Origin of the sequence: Saccharothrix coeruleofusca (assembly GCF_017876325.1) — a bacterium.
GTDB lineage: Bacteria > Actinomycetota > Actinomycetes > Mycobacteriales > Pseudonocardiaceae > Actinosynnema > Actinosynnema coeruleofuscum.
This window is the reverse complement of the sequence record NZ_JAGINV010000001.1, coordinates 4,481,179-4,497,470: the sequence shown is the minus strand read 5'-3', so window position 1 is coordinate 4,497,470 and position 16,292 is coordinate 4,481,179. Positions and strand designations below refer to the sequence as shown.

Genomic DNA, 16,292 nt, shown 5'->3' with positions numbered 1-16,292 from the left:
ACGCACCGGCCGGTGAGAAGTCCGGCATCGAGGTCGCGGTGGTGACCGGCCTGTCCGGCGCGGGCCGCAGCACCGCCGCGAAGTGCCTGGAGGACCTGGGCTGGTTCGTGGTGGACAACCTGCCGCCCGAGCTGATCGCCACCATGGTGGAGCTCGGGGCGCAGGCCAGGGGCGCCATCACCAGGGTCGCGGTGGTCATGGACGTGCGCAGCCGCGCGTTCACCGAGGACCTGGCGGCGGTGATCAAGGACCTGGACGCGCGCGGCTACAAGCCCAGGGTGCTGTTCCTGGAGGCCACCGACGAGGTGCTGATCCGCCGGTTCGAGTCGGTGCGCCGGGGCCACCCGCTGCAGGCCGACGGGCGGCTGGCGGACGGCATCGAGGCCGAGCGCGTGCTGCTCACGCCGCTGCGCGAGGAGGCCGACCTGGTGCTGGACACCTCGGCGCTGTCGGTGCACCAGCTGCGCGCCAAGATCGAGGACACCTTCGGCACCGAGTCGGCCACCCGCACGCGGGTCACCGTGCTGTCCTTCGGCTACAAGTACGGCCTGCCGATGGACTCCGACCTGGTCATGGACGTGCGGTTCCTGCCGAACCCGTTCTGGATCCCGGAGCTGCGCGAGCAGACCGGCCTGGACGGCGACGTGCGCAACTACGTGCTCAGCCAGGAGGGCGCCGAGGAGTTCCTGGACCGCTACCACGAGCTGCTGCGGCTGATCGGCGCGGGCTACCGGCGCGAGGGCAAGCGGTACCTGACCCTGGCGGTGGGCTGCACCGGCGGCAAGCACCGCAGCGTGGCGATCTCCGAGGAGCTGGCGAGCAGGCTGGCCGCCGAGGACGGCGTGGCGGTCAAGGTCGTGCACCGGGACCTGGGTCGCGAGTGAGAGCGGTCGCGCTGGGCGGTGGTCACGGCCTGCACGCGACGCTCACGGCGCTGCGCGTGCTGACCGACGACGTCACGGCCGTGGTGACGGTCGCCGACGACGGCGGCTCGTCGGGGCGGTTGCGCCGCGAGCTGGGCCTGCTGCCACCCGGCGACCTGCGCAAGGCGATGGTCGCGCTGGCCGGGGCGGACGAGGCCAGCGGGCTGTGGGCGCGGCTGTTCCAGCACCGCTTCGGCGGCACCGGGGCGCTGGCCGGGCACGCGGTGGGCAACCTGGTGCTGGCGGGCCTGCTGGAGCAGCTGGGCGACCCGGTGGCGGTGCTGCGCGAGGCCGGACGGCTGCTGGGGGTGCGCGGGACGGTGCTGCCGATGTGCACCGAGCCGCTGGAGATCGAGGCCGACGTGACCGGCCTGGACGACGACGCCGACGTGGTGCGGCGCATCCGCGGCCAGGTCGCCATCGCCACCACGCCGGGACGGGTGCAGCGCATCCGGCTGCACGGCCCCGGCGGTCCCGGCGAGCCGCCGCGCGGCTGCCCGGAGGCGGTGCGCGCGGTGCTGGGCGCGGACGTGGTGCTGCTGGGGCCGGGGTCGTGGTTCACCAGCGTGCTGCCGCACCTGCTGGTGCCCGAGCTGCACGACGCGCTGATCCGCACGCGGGCGCGCCGGGTGGTGGTGCTCAACCTTGTCCCCCAACCGGGGGAAACAGAAGGTTTCTCGCCGGAGTCGCACCTGGACGTGCTGAGCGAACACGCCCCCGATCTCCGGGTCGACGCGGTGATCGCGGACGTGGACGCGGTGGCCGTGCCGGACCGGTTGCGGCGTGCCGCCGCAGCTCTGGGGGCTGCCGCGCACCTGTCGCCGATCGCGCTGCCCGGCGCCCCGGACCGCCACGACGCCGCGGCGCTGGCGTCGAGCATCCGGCTGGCGTTGGCCGGGCCGACCGAGGCGCTCGTGCGGCCGTCGAGTACAACGCTGCAGGAACGAAGCCGGACCGAGGGAGGCGAACAGCCGTGGCGATGACGTCAGCGGTGAAGGACGAGCTGAGCAGGCTGGCCGTCTCCAAGACCTGTTGCCGCCGGGCGGAGGTCGCCTCGCTGCTGCGCTTCGCGGGTGGCCTGCACATCGTCGGCGGTCGGGTGGTGGTCGAGGCCGAGCTGGACCTCGGGTCCACCGCGCGCAGGCTGCGCCGGGAGATCCACGAGCTGTACGGGCACCAGTCCGACGTGTTCACCATCACCTCCAGCGGGCTGCGCAAGGGCACCCGGTTCGTGGTGCGGGTGGTCAAGGACGGCGAGGGCCTGGCCAGGCAGACCGGCTTGCTGGACCCGCGCGGCCGACCGGTGCGCGGCCTGCCCGCGCCGGTGGTCTCCGGCGGGGTGTGCGACGCGGAGGCGGCGTGGCGCGGCGCGTTCCTGGCGCACGGCTCGCTCACCGAGCCCGGCCGCTCCTCGGCGCTGGAGGTCACCTGCCCCGGCCCGGAGGCGGCGCTGGCGCTGGTGGGCGCGGCGCGGCGGATGGGCATCGGCGCCAAGTCGCGCGAGGTGCGCGGCGCGGAGCGGGTGGTGATCCGCGACGGCGACGCCATCGGCGCGATGCTGACCCGGCTCGGCGCGCACGACAGCGTGCTGGCCTGGGAGGAGCGCCGGATGCGCCGCGAGGTGCGCGCCACGGCCAACCGGCTGGCCAACTTCGACGACGCGAACCTGCGCCGCTCGGCGCGCGCCGCGGTGGCCGCCGCCGCGCGGGTGCAGCGGGCGCTGGAAATCCTCGGCCCGGAGGCCCCCGAGCACCTGGCCGCCGCGGGTCACCTGCGGCTGGCACACCGCCAGGCGTCGCTGGAGGAGCTGGGCCAGCTGTCGGAGCCGCAGATGACCAAGGACGCGGTGGCGGGCCGCATCCGCCGCCTGCTGGCGATGGCCGACAAGCGCGCCAAGGACCTCGGCCTGCCCGACACCGAGTCGGCCGTCACCGCCGAGATGCTGGAAGCCGAGGTGTGAGTCGCGCGCGGTGAGGGCGCGGCGGCTCAGGGCTCGCGGCCCGCGGTGGTGATCTTCCAGCCGGTCCACCCGAGGTCGACCAGGAAGGCGATGGTCCAGAACCGGCCCGCGCCGTAGGCGAAGGCGGCCAGGCCCTCGTGCGGTGTGTCGCCGAACAGGACGCTCCGGGTGTCCTCGGTGAGCAGGTCCCGCAGCCAGGACAGGCCGAACAGGGCCAGCGCGACCTGGGCCGCGATGAAGACCGCGGCGTGCCCGACGAGGTTGCGGACCAGGACGCGCCGGGGGAGCGGCGCGGGCGGGGGACCGGCGTCCGCGGCGGGTTCCGGCGTGGGTTCCGCAGTGCGTTCCGCAGTGCGTTCCGCAGTGCGTTCCGCAGTGCGTTCCGGGGCGGGCTCGGGCTCCGCTGCCGGGGGCGGGGGTGGCACGTCGGGGACGCCGAGGCGGCGCACCGCGCGCGGGACGAGCACCGCGCCCGCGAGGATGACGCCCGCGGCGGTCAGGCAGGCCGCGGTCCAGTTCACGCCGTCGTAGAGCACGCCCGAGGCCAGGCTGCCCGCGAACGCCCCGACCAGGCTCGCCGACTCGTACACGCCCATCCCCCTGCCGACCTGGCCTGGGGTGGCCTCGGTGATCACGGCCTGGTGGACCGGGATCACCGCCGCCCACGCCAGCCCGCTGAGCACCCACAGCCCGGCGATGACGTACGGGTTGGGCGCCCAGGCCAGGCAGGCGGCGAACAGGCCGCTGGCCACCGAGGCCCACACCAGCACCCGTGACCGGCCGAAGCGCACCACGTACTCGTGCAGGTGCTCGCTCGCCACGCTCATCGCGATCGCGCCGGGCAGGAAGACCAGGGCGATCTGGACGACCTCCAGGTGGAAGCCGCGCTGCAGGTGCAGCAGGAGCAGCAGGGACACCGCCGTCTCCGCCGCCATGGTCAGCGCCACGGCCAGCAGCAGCGGGCGCAGCTTGCGGCCCACGGCCCCCAACCCGGCCGCCTCGACGCCCTCGGCGGCGTGCCCCCGCCCGCGCGGGGTCCGCAGCAGCACCCCGGCCGCGACGGCGCACGCCGCCGCGCACGCCCAGAACAGGCCGCTGTAGCCGATGAACCCGAGCAGCGAGAGCCCGGCCACGAACGCCACCCACGCCCCGGTCTCCTGCACCGCTTGGAGGCGGGGGAAGACCGCCGAGTCCTCCGCCAGGCGCTCGCCGATGATCGCCCGCACGCTCACCCACAGCAGCGCGCCGCCCACCCCGCCGACGGCCGCCGCCGCGTAGGCAGGCGCCGCGCCGCCCGCCAGCGCGTAGCCCGCGCAGCTCGCGGCGTACAGCGCCGCGCCCGCGGCGGCGACGTGCCTGCGCTCCCGGCGGTCGGCCAGCACACCCGCCAGCGGCCGGGCGACCACGGAGAAGGCCATCTCCACCGCCACCAGCAGGCCGACGCCGGTGGCGCCCAGCCCCGCCGCCGCCCCCGCCCACAGCGGCAGGACGAAGTCGATCAGCTCGGTCGGGCCGTTGGTGAGCGCCGCCGCCAGCAGCGTGCGCCGCTCCCGGCGGCGCGCCCGGTCGGCCCCCGCGACCGCTTCGGTCATCCCGGTCCCCCTCGGAACTCCGAATGCTGTTCGGTTAGCTCCGAACGGTATACTGAGTTTTGTCATGAGCGCAAAGGACGACCGCAGGCGAGCCCTGGAGCTGCTGTGGAACGGCGACCGGCGACCGGCGCGCGGACCGCAGCGCGGGCTGACCCTGGAGCGGATCGTCGAAGCCGCCCTGGAGGTCGTGCGGGCCGAGGGGCTCGACGCGCTGTCGATGCGGCGGGTGGCCACCCACCTCGGCGTGGGCACCGCGTCGCTCTACACCTACGTGCCCGGCAAGGCCGAGCTGGTGGCGCTGATGGTCGACGCGCTGGTGGGCGGCGACGTGCTGCCGCACGAGCGGCCCGGCGACTGGCGGGCGAAGCTGGAGCAGTGGGCCCGCTCGGACTGGGCCGAGTTCCGCGCCCACCCGTGGGCGCTGAGCCTGGCCGCCGCCACCCCCGCACCCGGCCCCAACACGCTGCGCTGGCTGGACTCGGCGCTGCTGGTGCTCGACGGCACCGGGCTGACCGAGCCGGAGAAGGTGGCCGTCGTCGAGTCGGTCGACGCCTACGTGCGCGGCCTGGCCCGGCTGCACCTGGAGGGCGAGCAGGGGGCCGAGCAGGTGCGGGAGCGCGACGAGGAGCTGGGCAGGCTGGTGGACTTCTCCCGCTACCCGGCCCTCGGCCGCGCGCTGGCGGGCGGGGCCGCGCCCTACACCACCGACCAGTTCGAGTTCGGCCTGCGGCTGCTGCTCGACGGCGTCGCGGCGCTGATCGCCGAGCGCCGCGGACCCGCGCCCGCCGGGTGAGGTCCACCGCCCGCGCCGGTCAGGGCAGCCGCACCACGCCGTCGAAGGTCTTGCCGGGGTACCAGGGGCGGTCGAGCAGGTCGGCGAAGCCGGGGATGGCCTCCATGTGCCGCACCATGCGCTGGCGGGTGCGCTGGTCCGGCAGCGGGCCGCGCATCGCGCCCAGGTTCTCGCTCATGTGGTCGGGGTCGGTGGTGGCGGGCAGCGCGCAGGTGACCGCCGGGTGCGCCAGCACGTACTTGAGGAAGAACTGCGCCCAGTTCCGCGCGCCGAACTCGGCGGCGAAGCCGGGCAGCGGGCGGTCGCGGACCAGGTCGTGCAGCCGCGCCTTCTCCAGCGGCGTGTTGACCAGCACCGCGGTGCCGTGGTCGACGGCGGCGGGCAGCAGGGAGGTCTCCGCCACGCGGTTGCGGATGGAGTAGCCGACCTGGACGAAGTCCATGTCGCCGTCGCGGACGAGCTGCTCGATGATCGGGAAGTACGCGGGCTCGTGGTGGCTGACGCCGAAGTAGCGGATGCGGCCCTCGCGCTTCCACGCCCGCAGCACGGGCAGCACCGTGCCGACGTTGGTCAGGCTGTGCACCTGCACCAGGTCGATCCGGTCCCGCCACAGCCGGTTCAGGGACTGCTCGAACTGCCTGCGGGCGTGGCTGTCGTCGCCCAGGTGCTCGCCGGTGACCCAGGTCTTGCCGGTGAGGAACAGCCCGCCCGCGATGCCGAGGTCGGCGGCCAGGTCGCCGACGGTCACCTCGGCCAGCCCGTACATCGGCGAGGTGTCCAGCACCCGGCCGCCGCCGCGCCAGAACCGGTCGAGCACCTCGCGCAGGTGCCCGCGCGCGGCGCCGGGGCGCTTGTCGAAGGTCATGAACGTGCCCATGCCGATGGCGGGCACCACTTCGCCGCCGCGCGGGACGCGCCGGGTGATCAGGTCCCCGGTGGGCTGGGCGGCTGCGGTGGCGGTGGCTCCGGTGGCGGCGGCGAGGGTGGTCGCCGCGCCTGCCTGGAGCACCGCGCGTCGGGACATCGCGGTCATGGGTCCTCCTCGTGGTCGTCTCCGGTGGGATCGTCACGGGGCGGGGTGGGTGGCGTCTTCCACGATCGCGGGCGGGTTGCGGGATCACGGCAGGCGGCGGTCCAGCCGGTAGGCGTGCGGGGTGTCGCCGAAGGCGCGGCGGAACAGCGTGGTCAGGTGGCTCTGACCGGACAGCCCGACCCGGTGGGCGATCTCGGCGATCGGCAGGTCGGTGCGGGCCAGCAGCTCGGCGGCCCGCTCCACCCGCCGCCGGGTGACGTACCGGTGCGGCGGGACGCCGGTGGCGGCCTTGAACGCCCGGCCGAAGCGGTCGACCCCCAGGTCCGCCTGCGCCGCCAGCGCGGCCAGCCGCAGGTCATCGGCGAGGTGCTCGTCGATGAACCCGATCACCCGGCCCAGCCGCGCCCCGGTCAGCGCGGTCGCCCGCCCGGCGCGCTCCGGCCGCCGCCGCAGCAGGTGCAGGCCCAGCGCGGTGGCCACGCTGTCCACGAACAGCGCGCCGCCCGCGCCCCCGCCGCGCGCCTCGTCCCGCAGCGCCAGGGCGAGCTGCCAGACCAGCGGGTCGGGCTGGTTGGTGAACCCGACCGGCTCACCGTCGAACCGGGGCGCCAGCCGGATCGCGCCGTACTCGATCCGACCGCCCGCGTGCCAGGCCCGCCGCCGCTGCCCGGCGGGCAGGAAGGTGACCGCGCCGGGGAAGTCCGCGCCCCGGTAGCGCGGGCCGTCCCCGATGGCGGCCTCGGTGCGCTCGGTGCGCCCGCTGAAGGTGACGAAGACCAGGTGGTCGGGCAGCTGGAGGAGGGCCTCCGGGTCGGACCCCGGCCGCCAGCGCGCCAGCTCCAGGCTGACGCCGTCCCACTGCCTGCGGCGCACCGCCAGCAGGTGGCCGCCGTTCCTGCGGACCTCCACCCGGCCAGTGTCGGGCGCGGCCGGTGTGCGGCGGGTGAACTCGTCGCGCACCGCCGTGCGCGGAGCGCGACCGCAGTGCGTTACCAGCTGGTAGCACTCCCGGAACGCTGGATTTCCTTGTTCGATCAAGAGATGCTGGAGGTCCACGTGACCAGGGACTCACCGCGGGGGATAGGCTGGCTGTCGGCCGCCCCGGCGGCCACTCCGCAACCCCCTGGCGCAAGCCAGTCGAGAATCGAGGAGACGCACCGTGACGGTTCGCGTAGGTGTCAACGGTTTCGGCCGCATCGGTCGCAACTTCTGGCGCGCCGTTCAGGCCAGCGGGCACGACATCGAGATCGTCGCCTTCAACGACCTCGGTGACGTCAACACGATGGCTCACCTGCTCAAGTACGACAGCGTGCTGGGTCGCCTGAACGCCGAGGTCTCGGTGTCCGACGAGGGCATCGTGGTCGACGGCAAGACCATCAAGGCCCTCGCCGAGCGCGACCCCGGCAAGCTGCCCTGGAAGGACCTGGGCGTCGACGTGGTCGTCGAGTCCACCGGCTTCTTCACCGACGCCGCCGCCGCGCGCAAGCACGTCGACGAGGGCGGCGCGAAGAAGGTCATCATCTCCGCCCCGGCCAAGGGCGAGGACCTGACCGTGGTGCTGGGCGCGAACGACGACCAGTACGACGGCTCGCAGACGGTCATCTCCAACGCCTCCTGCACCACCAACTGCCTGGCCCCGCTGGCCAAGGTGCTGCACGACGCGTTCACCATCGAGCGTGGCCTGATGACCACCATCCACGCCTACACGCAGGACCAGAACCTGCAGGACGCGCCGCACAAGGACCTGCGCCGCGCCCGCGCCGCCGCGCTGAACATCGTGCCCACCAGCACCGGCGCGGCCAAGGCCATCGGCCTGGTGCTGCCCGAGCTCAAGGGCAAGCTGGACGGCTACGCCCTGCGCGTGCCGGTGCCCACCGGCTCGGCCACCGACCTGACCGTGACCGTCGGCCGCGAGGTCACCGTCGACGAGGTCAACGCCGCCTACAAGGCCGCCGCCGACGGCGCGCTCAAGGGCTACCTGCGCTACAACACCGACCCGATCGTGTCGACCGACATCGTCACCGACCCGGCGTCGTGCATCTACGACGCGCCGCTGACCAAGGTCATCGGCAACCAGGTCAAGGTCGTCGGCTGGTACGACAACGAGTGGGGCTACTCCAACCGCCTCGCGGACCTGGTCAACCTCGTCGCCAGCAAGCTCTGAGGCGGACTGTGAAGACTCTCGACGACCTGCTCGCCGAGGGTGTGTCGGGTCGGCGCGTGCTGGTGCGCGCCGACCTGAACGTCCCCCTCGACGGCGACAAGATCACCGACGACGGCCGCGTGCGCGCGTCGGTGCCGACGATCAAGAAGCTGGTCGACGCGGGCGCCCGCGTCCTGGTGGCCGCGCACCTGGGCCGCCCCAAGGGCGGCCCCGACCCGAAGTTCTCCCTGGCCCCGGTCGCCCGGCGGCTGGGCGAGCTGCTCGGGCAGCCGGTGGAGCTGGGCACGGAGACCGCCGGTGACGGCTCCGTGGTGCTGCTGGAGAACATCCGCTTCGACCCGCGCGAGACCAGCAAGGACGAGGCCGAGCGCGGCGCGCTGGCCGACGAGCTGGCGGCCAAGGCCGACGCGTTCGTCTCCGACGGCTTCGGCGTCGTGCACCGCAAGCAGGCCTCGGTCTACGACGTGGCCCAGCGGCTGCCGCACTACGCGGGCGGCCTGGTGCTGGCCGAGGTCCAGGTGCTGCACAAGCTCACCGAAGACCTCCAGCGGCCCTACGTCGTGGTGCTGGGCGGGGCGAAGGTCTCCGACAAGCTCGGCGTCATCGCCAACCTGCTGACCAAGGTCGACCGGCTGCTCATCGGCGGCGGCATGGCCTACACCTTCCTCAAGGCCCAGGGCCACGAGGTCGGCCAGTCGCTGCTGCAGGAGGACCAGATCGAGCAGGTCCTCGGCTTCCTGGAGCAGGCGCGGGAGCGCGGCGTGGAGCTGGTGCTCCCGGTCGACTTCCTGGCCGCCACCGGCTTCTCGGCCGACGCCGAGTTCGACGTGGTGCCCTTCGACGCCATCCCGGCCGACCGCGAGTGCCTGGACATCGGCCCGAAGACCCGCGAGCTGTTCGCGGCCAAGCTGGCCGACGCCAGGACGGTCTTCTGGAACGGCCCGATGGGCGTGTTCGAGTTCGAGGCGTTCTCCGGCGGCACCCGCGCGGTCGCCGAGGCCCTGGTGGCCAGCGACGCGTTCACCGTGGTCGGCGGCGGCGACTCGGCCGCCGCGGTGCGGGCGCTGGGCCTGCCCGAGGACGGCTTCTCGCACATCTCCACCGGTGGTGGGGCCTCGTTGGAGTTCCTGGAGGGCAAGGAACTCCCCGGCGTGTCCGTCCTGGAGGGCTGATGGCCACCCGACAGCCGCTGATCGCGGGCAACTGGAAGATGAACCTCAACCACTTCGAGGCCATCGCCCTGGTGCAGAAGATCGCCTTCTCGCTGCCCGAGAAGTACTACGCCAAGGTCGAGGTGGCGGTGCTGCCGCCGTTCACCGACATCCGCAGCGTGCAGACCCTGGTCGACGGCGACAAGCTGCTGCTCAAGTACGGCGCGCAGGACCTGTCGCCGCACGACTCGGGCGCCTACACCGGTGACGTGTCCGGCCCGATGCTGGCCAAGCTCGGGTGCTCCTACGTCACCGTGGGCCACTCGGAGCGGCGCGAGTACCACCACGAGGACGACGCGGTGGTCAACAAGAAGGTCAAGGCCGCGCTCAAGCACGGCATCACCCCGATCTTCTGCCTCGGCGAGCGCGTCGAGGTCCGGGACGCGGGCGGGCACGTCGCGCACTGCACCGACCAGCTGGTGGCAGGTCTCAAGGGCCTGTCCGCCGAGCAGGTGCGCGGCGTGGTGATCGCCTACGAACCGGTGTGGGCCATCGGCACCGGCAAGGTCGCCAGCTCGGCCGACGCCCAGGAGGTGTGCGCGGCGCTGCGCGCCAAGCTCGCCGAGCTCCACGGCGAGGACGTCGCCTCGGCCGTTCGGGTGCTTTACGGCGGCTCGGTGAAGTCGGGCAACATCGGCGAGCTCATCGCGCAGAAGGACGTCGACGGCGCCCTGGTGGGCGGTGCGAGCCTGGACGCGGACGAGTTCACCAAGCTGTGCGCGCTGGCGGCGGGCGGCCCTCTACCCTGATGTCGGTGAACCAGACGTCCCCCCGCGGTGGTCCACGGTCGGCAGTTGACCGGGTACTCTGTGGCGTCACCTGCCTGACAGCGAGGAAGAAATGAACCTGTTCCTGCAGATCCTTCTGATCGTGTCCAGCCTGCTGCTGATCCTGCTGGTGCTGCTGCACCGCGGCCGTGGTGGCGGTCTGTCCTCGCTGTTCGGCGGCGGTATGCAGTCGAGCCTGTCCGGGTCCAGCGTGGTGGAGAAGAACCTGGACCGCCTGACGCTGTTCGTCGGCGCGATCTGGGTGATCGCCATCGTGGGCATCGGACTGCTCCAGAAGGTCAACTGACACCGGGTCAGTGGACTCAGGGAATCCACGTGGTGGGGGTGTGAGGGTCGATGGCTGGTGGTAACGCGATTCGCGGTACCCGCGTCGGCGCAGGCCCGATGGGTGAGTCGGAGCGCGGCGAGTCCGCGCCCCGGCGTCGGGTGTCGTACTGGTGCGCCAACGGGCACGAGTCGCGTCCGTCGTTCGCGGTCGAGGCGGAGATCCCGGAGATGTGGGATTGTCCGCGCTGCGGTCTTCCGGCCGGGCGGGATGAGCAGGCTCCCCCTGCTCCTCCGCGCAACGAGCCGTACAAGACGCACCTGGCCTACGTGAAGGAGCGCCGCTCCGACGCGGATGGCGAGGCGATCCTCGAAGAGGCGCTCACCAAGCTGCGCAAGCAGCGCGAAGAGCCCTAGCAGGCAAGCGACGAGGAAGGCCCCGCGGGAATCCCGCCGCGGGGCCTTCCGCGCGTTTTCAGGCCCTGCGGCGCAGCCCGGCGAACTGGCGGCGCAGCAGGGCCGCGCCGAGCAGCAGGACCAGCCCCACCACCACGAGCGTCGGGGTCGTCCCGCTGGTCGAGCTGGTCACCGCCACGTCCACGCTGCCGACCAGGACGATCCCGCAGTCCGCCCGGATCACGTGCCGCCCCGGCTGGACGGTGGTGAACTGCACCCCGGTGCTGAACCGGCCCGTGCCGTCGGCGGTGGTGGTGCCCAGGTCCTGGTCCTGCGACGACAGCGTCACGGTCGCACCGGGCTGACAGCCCGTGCCGGTCGCCGTCAGCGGGTCGCCCGGCTGCACGTGCTCCCTGTCCAGGGTCAGCACGCCGTCCCCGGACGTCGGCTCGCTCTGCGACGTCGGCGGGGTCGAACTGCTGCTGCCGGTGGTCGTCGTCGTGGTCGTGGTGGGGGCAGTGGTGGTCGTGGTCGGGCGCGTCGTGGTGGTGGGCGCAGGGGCGGTGGTGGTGGCCTGCGGCGCGGTCGTGGGAGCGGGCGGTGGCGCGGTCGTCGTGGGCTGCGGCACCGTCACGGTGAAGGTGGCGCCGGGGTTGCCCGACGAGCCGCACAGGGGCCTGGCCGTCACCTGGTGCCCGCCGGGGGTCGCCCCGGACGGCACGACCGCCGAGCCGGAGCCGCTGCCGCGCCACCCCAGCGGCCCACCCCCGATCGCGGTCCGGCCGTCCCACAGGATCTGCACCGTGTAGTCGCGGCAGTCGCGGCCGGGGTACAGGCCGGTCCAGCTGGCCGTGAAGCGCGTCCCGGCCGGGCCGCTGGCGACGGACAGGGTGAGCGAGGGGGCTTGCGGCTGGGCCGACGCGGGAGCGGCGACGAGCGCGGTAGCGCCGTAGGCGACGACACCCAGTAGAGCTAGTGTTCCAGCCGTTCGCATGTCCGTCCCCTGAACTTCGAGGTGCCCTTGTGAGACGCATTATGGGCAGGGTCGGATCGCTGCTCCTGTGCGGGATCGTCCTCTCGGGGCTCGTCGCGGGCACGGGGCGCGCGGCCGACGGCGCCGTCACCATGAACGCCACTGTGGACGGTGCGCCCGTGGGGGCCGATGTGCTGGTGCTGGCCCCCGGCGGGTCCAGCCGCATCTCGGTGACCGTCCACAACGGGACCGCCGCGACCCGCTACGTGAAGACGATCCGGTTGTCCGGCACCGCGCTGGCGCTGCCCTTCTTCTCCTACGACACCACCATCCCGTTCGAGGTCCCCGCCGGGCGCAGCGTCACCCGCGGCTTCGTGCTCGACCTCGCCCAGCTCGGCGGCCAGGCCACCGGCCTGCTGCCCGCCCGCCTGCAGGTGCTCGACGCCAACCGGGACGTGATCGCCGCCGTCTCCGCCACCGCGGACGTGCGCGGGTCGACGTGGTCGGTCTACGGGCTGTTCGGCCTCGCGCTCGCGGTGCTGGCCGCGCTGGCCTGGGCGGCGGCGCTGCTCGCGCTGGCCAGGCAGCGCCTGCCCGCGAGCCGGTGGCGGCGCGCCCTGCGGTTCCTGCCCGCCGGGGTGGGCAGCGGGCTGGCGGCGGTGGTGCTGCTGTCCGCGCTGCGGGTCGTCACGCCCACACCGGTCGCCGAGGCGGTGCTGGTGCTGGGCTGCGCCGCGGTGGCGCTGGTCCTGGGCGCGCTCACGCCTCCCCCGGAGACCGTCGAGGCCCCGCTCGCCGACCCGGAGGCCACCCAGCGCCTGCGGCCGGTGGCGGGCCGCGGCGCCTGAGTCACCGGGCCAGCGGCAGCGCGACGCGGACCAGGAAGCCCCCGTCATCGGTCGGGCCCGCGTGGAACTCGCCGTCGAGCAGCACCGCCCGCTCGCGCAGGCCGACCAGGCCGTGGCCGCCACCGGGCAGGGCGGGCTCGGGCCGCTGGGACGGGCACGGGTCCGGGCGCTCGTTGCGGACCTCCACCCGCACCCGGTCGCCCTCGGCGTCGACCAGCACGGCGGCCGCGGCACCGTGGGCGTGCTTGCGCACGTTGGTCAGCGCTTCCTGCACGGTCCGGTAGACCGCGCCGGACACCGGCGCGGGCGCCCGGCCCACCGGTCCCCGCACGGTCAGCGACGCGGGCACCGCCGAGGTGGCGACCAGCTGCGGCAGGTCCTCGATGCGCGGCTGCGGCGCGTCGTCACCGCTGGTCGTGCGCAGCACGCTGACCAGCTGGCGCAGTTCGTCCAGGGTCCGGGTGCTCAGCGCGCGGATGGTGCCCGCGACCTGCTTCGCGTTCGGGTCGGCCGCCACCACGCGCAGCGCGCCCGCCTGCATCGCGATCAGGCTGACCTGGTGGGACACCACGTCGTGCATCTCCCGCGCCAGGCGGGCCCGCTCGTCGGCGCGCACCGCGTGGGCGTGCAGCACCCGCTCGCGCTCGCGGCTGGCGGCCAGCTCGGCGATCCGGGCGGACAGCTGCTCCCGCGCGTGCGCCAGCAGCGCGATGGCGATGGGCATCCCCGCCACGATGCAGCCGTAGATGGCGTTGTGGACGTGCGACTTCCACTCCTGCGCCAGGAACTCCTCGACCGGCCAGACGAAGAACCGGCTCAGCCACACCAGCACCGCGCCCACGACGGTGGGCAGCGCCAGCAGCCTGCGCCGCGCCAGCGTGCCCAGCGCGATCATCGCGGCCAGCTGCGCCCACCCGGCCAGGAAGCCGGGGACGGTGACCAGGACCACCAGGAACGGGAACTTCCGCCGCAGCGCCACCGCGATCACCGCGATGACGGACAGGACGTAGTTGTACGGCTCGGCCTCCGGGATCACGCGCAGCCACACGTCCAGCGCGGCGACGGCGACCGCCGCCACGTCGAACGCGAGCTGCCGGTAGCCGACCAGCACCGCCTTCAGCCCGCGAGCGGCCCGTTCGGCCGCGGCCCCGTCAGCCCGGCTGCTCGGCAGCGCACCCGTCCCGCCGTCCGCCCCGGTGTCCGTCGCGCTGTCCACCGCCGCCCGTCTGCCCGCGTCCATCACCCATCGGTTGTCACCCTGCTGCGCCGCTGTCGCACTTGGCATGACCAGCCCCCTCCACCCCCGACGTGACCGTCACCCCTCGAGACGCCGCGGTTACCCGAAAGGGACGCGGACCCCACGATAAAGTTGCGAGCGCGAACGCTCACCAGTGGCTGACCAGATCCTGCACGTCGGGGAAGTCGGGCCGCTGGTCGAAGACCTCCAGCGGGAACGTGCCGTGCGGCCACTGCCGGAACGGCTCCGCCCACAGCCGGGACAGCGAGGGCGGGAAGCGCACCAGCTCGGCCGGACGCTGTGGGAGTCCAGCTCCCCCGTGGCGACCAGCTCCAGGATGCGCGGCAGGAAGTGGCGGAAGTCCTGGTCGGAGCCGCCGACCGTTCGACGCCCTGTCCGGCAGTGGGCTCACCTTCGGCTTCACCATGTTGAAAGTTCCGTTCGGCGACGTTCCGCCACCGGAATTCGTCTACCTGGAGATGTACGACGACGCCCGCTACTTGGACGACAACCAGTCGGTGCACGTCTACGACCGGCTGTGGGCCCACGTCACCTCGGCCGCGCTCGGTGAGGAAGAGTCGAGGAGGTTCATCCTGCGCGTGGCGCACGAGTTCGAGTAGAGGGAGGAAGAAGATGGCCACCAGGTTCGCGCCTTCGCGGTGGATCAAGTCGAGCTACAGCGATGGCAGCGGGCAGTGCGTCGAAGTCGGGTTCGGCGGGCGCCGGGTCGGCGCTCGGGACTCCAAGAACACCGGTCCCGAACTGGCGTTCCCAGGGCGTCGTGGGCGGCGTTCCTCGTCGCTGTGAAGGCCAGCTGACCCGCGCCTGAGCAGGCACATCACAGATTGGTCTTTATTCCTCCGCGCATGGCACCGGAACCGCCGCCACCGCGTTCCAGGGGGCATGGTCAGGGGAAACGAGGACGAGCCGCAGCCGCCCCGGTGGGCGGTGTGGGTCGCGCGCGTCATCGCCGTGGTGGTCGTGGTGCCGGTGAAGCTGGCCTGGGAGGCGCTGAAGACCGCTGCGCGAGCCGTGAGCGAGGCGGTGCGCGTCTTCGGCGGGTTCCTGCGGCGCAGGATGCTCTCGCCCCTTGGCAGGGCGATCGGCGGGTTCCTGCGGCTGCTGGGGCTCGGGTTCGACGCGGTCGGCCGGGTGCTGCGGTGGGTGTTCGGCGCGTTGGGCGAGTACGTGCTCCGGCCCGTGGGGCGTGGACTGCGCGGGTTGGCCGATCTCCTCGGACGTGGGCTGCGCGGCCTGGGCCGCGCGCTCGGGGCTGTTCTGGAGGCGGTGCGCCGTCACCTGGCCGCGATCTTCGGCGGTGGCCGCCTCAGGCGGGCGCTGGCGCTGGTCGGCAGGCCGCTGCTCCGGTGCTGGCAGGTGCTGGTGGCGGCCCCGCTGCGGTGGTTGTGGCGGAACGTGGCCGTGCGGGCGGGCACCGCGCTGCAGAAGGCGCTGGAGAAGGCGCTGGAGTTCGTCGGCACCGTCCTGGGGCGGGTGCTGCGCGGCATCGGCCGAGGGCTGGCGAGGGTGGCCGCCCTGGTGTGGGACGGGCTGAAGTGGGCGGGCCGGGAGGTGGTCGCGCCGCTGTGGCGGGCGGTGCGGGCGGTCGGCCGCGCGGTCGCGGACCTGCTCGGCTGGGTGGCGCGCGGGGTGCGGCGGGCGCTCGCGGCGCTGGGCGGGGCGGTGCGCGAGTGGGTGCTGTCGCCGCTGTGGCGGGCGGTGCGCGCGGTCGGCCGCGTGATCGGGGAGGCGTTCGCCTGGGCGGGTCGCGTGGTGTCGCGGGGGCTCAGGGCGCTGGGACGGGCGGTGCGCAGGTGGGTGCTGTCGCCGCTGTGGCGGATGGCGCGCGGAGTCGGCCGCGCGGTCGCGAGCGCCTTCGGCTGGGCGGTGCGCGGAGCGCGGCGGGTGTTCCGCGCGGTGGTCGTCACCCCGGCGCGCTGGGTGCGCGGCGCGGTGCTCGCGCCGATCGGCCGGGCCGTCCGGCGGGGCTGGGAGGCGGCGGTGGTGGCCCCGGCGCGCTGGGTGCGCGGCTCGCTGCTGGACCCGGTGCGCCTGGCGGGCCGCAAGGTGCGCGGGCAGTTGCGCGCCGCGCTGGGACGCCGCTGAAGCG

At 73.9% G+C, this 16,292-nt stretch carries 19 protein-coding genes; 13 read left to right on the top strand and 6 right to left on the bottom strand.

Going from position 1 to position 16,292, the window contains the following annotated elements:
• The first annotated feature begins 26 nt into the window (after positions 1 to 26).
• Genes rapZ through whiA form a run of 3 tightly spaced genes read left to right on the top strand, consistent with a single transcriptional unit; the run spans position 27 to position 2,883 of the window.
• Positions 27 to 884: an RNase adapter RapZ gene (gene rapZ, locus JOF41_RS19800; protein ID WP_372448530.1), complete on the top strand. Its 858-nt coding sequence runs from the start codon at positions 27 to 29 to the stop codon at positions 882 to 884.
• Positions 881 to 1,906, top strand: a complete 1,026-nt coding sequence (locus JOF41_RS19795; protein WP_209621072.1) for a gluconeogenesis factor YvcK family protein — start codon at positions 881 to 883, stop codon at positions 1,904 to 1,906. The genes rapZ and JOF41_RS19795 overlap by 4 nt, the downstream gene beginning before the upstream one ends.
• The gene (gene whiA, locus JOF41_RS19790; RefSeq protein ID WP_189224656.1) at positions 1,897 to 2,883 is read left to right on the top strand and encodes a DNA-binding protein WhiA; all 987 of its coding nucleotides are present in this window, start codon (positions 1,897 to 1,899) and stop codon (positions 2,881 to 2,883) included. Before JOF41_RS19795 ends, whiA begins: the two co-directional genes overlap by 10 nt.
• Positions 2,884 to 2,909: 26 nt before the next feature.
• Here whiA and JOF41_RS19785 read toward each other — a convergent pair whose 3' ends face one another.
• The gene (locus JOF41_RS19785; protein WP_209621069.1) at positions 2,910 to 4,475 is read right to left on the bottom strand and encodes an MFS transporter; all 1,566 of its coding nucleotides are present in this window, start codon (positions 4,473 to 4,475) and stop codon (positions 2,910 to 2,912) included.
• 64 nt (positions 4,476 to 4,539) lie between these two features.
• Here JOF41_RS19785 and JOF41_RS19780 point away from each other — a divergent pair, with 64 nt between their 5' ends.
• Positions 4,540 to 5,268 (top strand): TetR/AcrR family transcriptional regulator, encoded by a 729-nt coding sequence (locus JOF41_RS19780; RefSeq protein WP_189224654.1) that lies wholly within the window; start codon positions 4,540 to 4,542, stop codon positions 5,266 to 5,268.
• 19 nt (positions 5,269 to 5,287) lie between these two features.
• Here JOF41_RS19780 and JOF41_RS19775 read toward each other — a convergent pair whose 3' ends face one another.
• Entirely contained in the window at positions 5,288 to 6,301 is a 1,014-nt protein-coding gene (locus JOF41_RS19775; protein ID WP_209621066.1) for an aldo/keto reductase, read from the bottom strand.
• Between the two features lie 84 nt (positions 6,302 to 6,385).
• Positions 6,386 to 7,210, bottom strand: coding sequence for a helix-turn-helix transcriptional regulator (locus JOF41_RS19770; protein WP_209621063.1), 825 nt, complete (start codon positions 7,208 to 7,210; stop codon positions 6,386 to 6,388).
• 250 nt (positions 7,211 to 7,460) lie between these two features.
• Between JOF41_RS19770 and gap the strand changes: the two genes are divergently transcribed.
• The 5 genes from gap to JOF41_RS19745 all read left to right on the top strand — a co-directional run bounded on the left by gap (position 7,461) and on the right by JOF41_RS19745 (position 11,145).
• Positions 7,461 to 8,465, top strand: coding sequence for a type I glyceraldehyde-3-phosphate dehydrogenase (gap, locus tag JOF41_RS19765; protein ID WP_189224651.1), 1,005 nt, complete (start codon positions 7,461 to 7,463; stop codon positions 8,463 to 8,465).
• Between the two features lie 8 nt (positions 8,466 to 8,473).
• Complete coding sequence (locus JOF41_RS19760) at positions 8,474 to 9,637, top strand: phosphoglycerate kinase (protein ID WP_209621060.1); 1,164 nt, start codon at positions 8,474 to 8,476, stop codon at positions 9,635 to 9,637.
• The gene (gene tpiA, locus JOF41_RS19755; protein WP_209621058.1) at positions 9,637 to 10,425 is read left to right on the top strand and encodes a triose-phosphate isomerase; all 789 of its coding nucleotides are present in this window, start codon (positions 9,637 to 9,639) and stop codon (positions 10,423 to 10,425) included. The genes JOF41_RS19760 and tpiA overlap by 1 nt, the downstream gene beginning before the upstream one ends.
• A 91-nt stretch (positions 10,426 to 10,516) precedes the next feature.
• Positions 10,517 to 10,750, top strand: a complete 234-nt coding sequence (gene secG / locus JOF41_RS19750) for a preprotein translocase subunit SecG (RefSeq protein WP_189224648.1) — start codon at positions 10,517 to 10,519, stop codon at positions 10,748 to 10,750.
• Positions 10,751 to 10,800: 50 nt separating this feature from the next.
• Positions 10,801 to 11,145: an RNA polymerase-binding protein RbpA gene (locus JOF41_RS19745; RefSeq protein WP_189224647.1), complete on the top strand. Its 345-nt coding sequence runs from the start codon at positions 10,801 to 10,803 to the stop codon at positions 11,143 to 11,145.
• A gap of 58 nt (positions 11,146 to 11,203) precedes the next feature.
• On the opposite strand, the gene JOF41_RS19740 is transcribed toward JOF41_RS19745, so the two are convergent.
• The gene (locus JOF41_RS19740; protein ID WP_209621054.1) at positions 11,204 to 12,118 is read right to left on the bottom strand and encodes a hypothetical protein; all 915 of its coding nucleotides are present in this window, start codon (positions 12,116 to 12,118) and stop codon (positions 11,204 to 11,206) included.
• A gap of 29 nt (positions 12,119 to 12,147) precedes the next feature.
• Here JOF41_RS19740 and JOF41_RS19735 point away from each other — a divergent pair, with 29 nt between their 5' ends.
• A complete protein-coding gene (locus tag JOF41_RS19735; RefSeq protein WP_229795889.1) occupies positions 12,148 to 12,945 on the top strand; it encodes a hypothetical protein in 798 nt (265 codons plus the stop codon).
• 1 nt (position 12,946) lies between these two features.
• Here the strand turns inward: JOF41_RS19735 and JOF41_RS19730 are convergent, their stop codons facing one another.
• Positions 12,947 to 14,230: a sensor histidine kinase gene (locus JOF41_RS19730; protein WP_209621052.1), complete on the bottom strand. Its 1,284-nt coding sequence runs from the start codon at positions 14,228 to 14,230 to the stop codon at positions 12,947 to 12,949.
• A 100-nt stretch (positions 14,231 to 14,330) separates the two neighbouring features.
• Positions 14,331 to 14,465, bottom strand: coding sequence for a hypothetical protein (locus JOF41_RS37880; RefSeq protein WP_276516028.1), 135 nt, complete (start codon positions 14,463 to 14,465; stop codon positions 14,331 to 14,333).
• On the opposite strand from JOF41_RS37880, the gene JOF41_RS38350 reads away from it, so the two are divergent.
• The 3 genes from JOF41_RS38350 (at position 14,401) to JOF41_RS19715 (ending at position 16,288) form a co-directional block, all read left to right on the top strand.
• Entirely contained in the window at positions 14,401 to 14,802 is a 402-nt protein-coding gene (locus tag JOF41_RS38350; protein WP_307867471.1) for a Scr1 family TA system antitoxin-like transcriptional regulator, read from the top strand. The two genes, JOF41_RS37880 and JOF41_RS38350, sit on opposite strands and share 65 nt — an antisense overlap.
• Before the next feature lie 13 nt (positions 14,803 to 14,815).
• The gene (locus JOF41_RS19720; protein WP_209621047.1) at positions 14,816 to 14,989 is read left to right on the top strand and encodes a DUF397 domain-containing protein; all 174 of its coding nucleotides are present in this window, start codon (positions 14,816 to 14,818) and stop codon (positions 14,987 to 14,989) included.
• Positions 14,990 to 15,085: 96 nt separating this feature from the next.
• The gene (locus JOF41_RS19715; protein WP_209621044.1) at positions 15,086 to 16,288 is read left to right on the top strand and encodes a hypothetical protein; all 1,203 of its coding nucleotides are present in this window, start codon (positions 15,086 to 15,088) and stop codon (positions 16,286 to 16,288) included.
• The last annotated feature ends 4 nt before the right edge of the window (positions 16,289 to 16,292 follow it).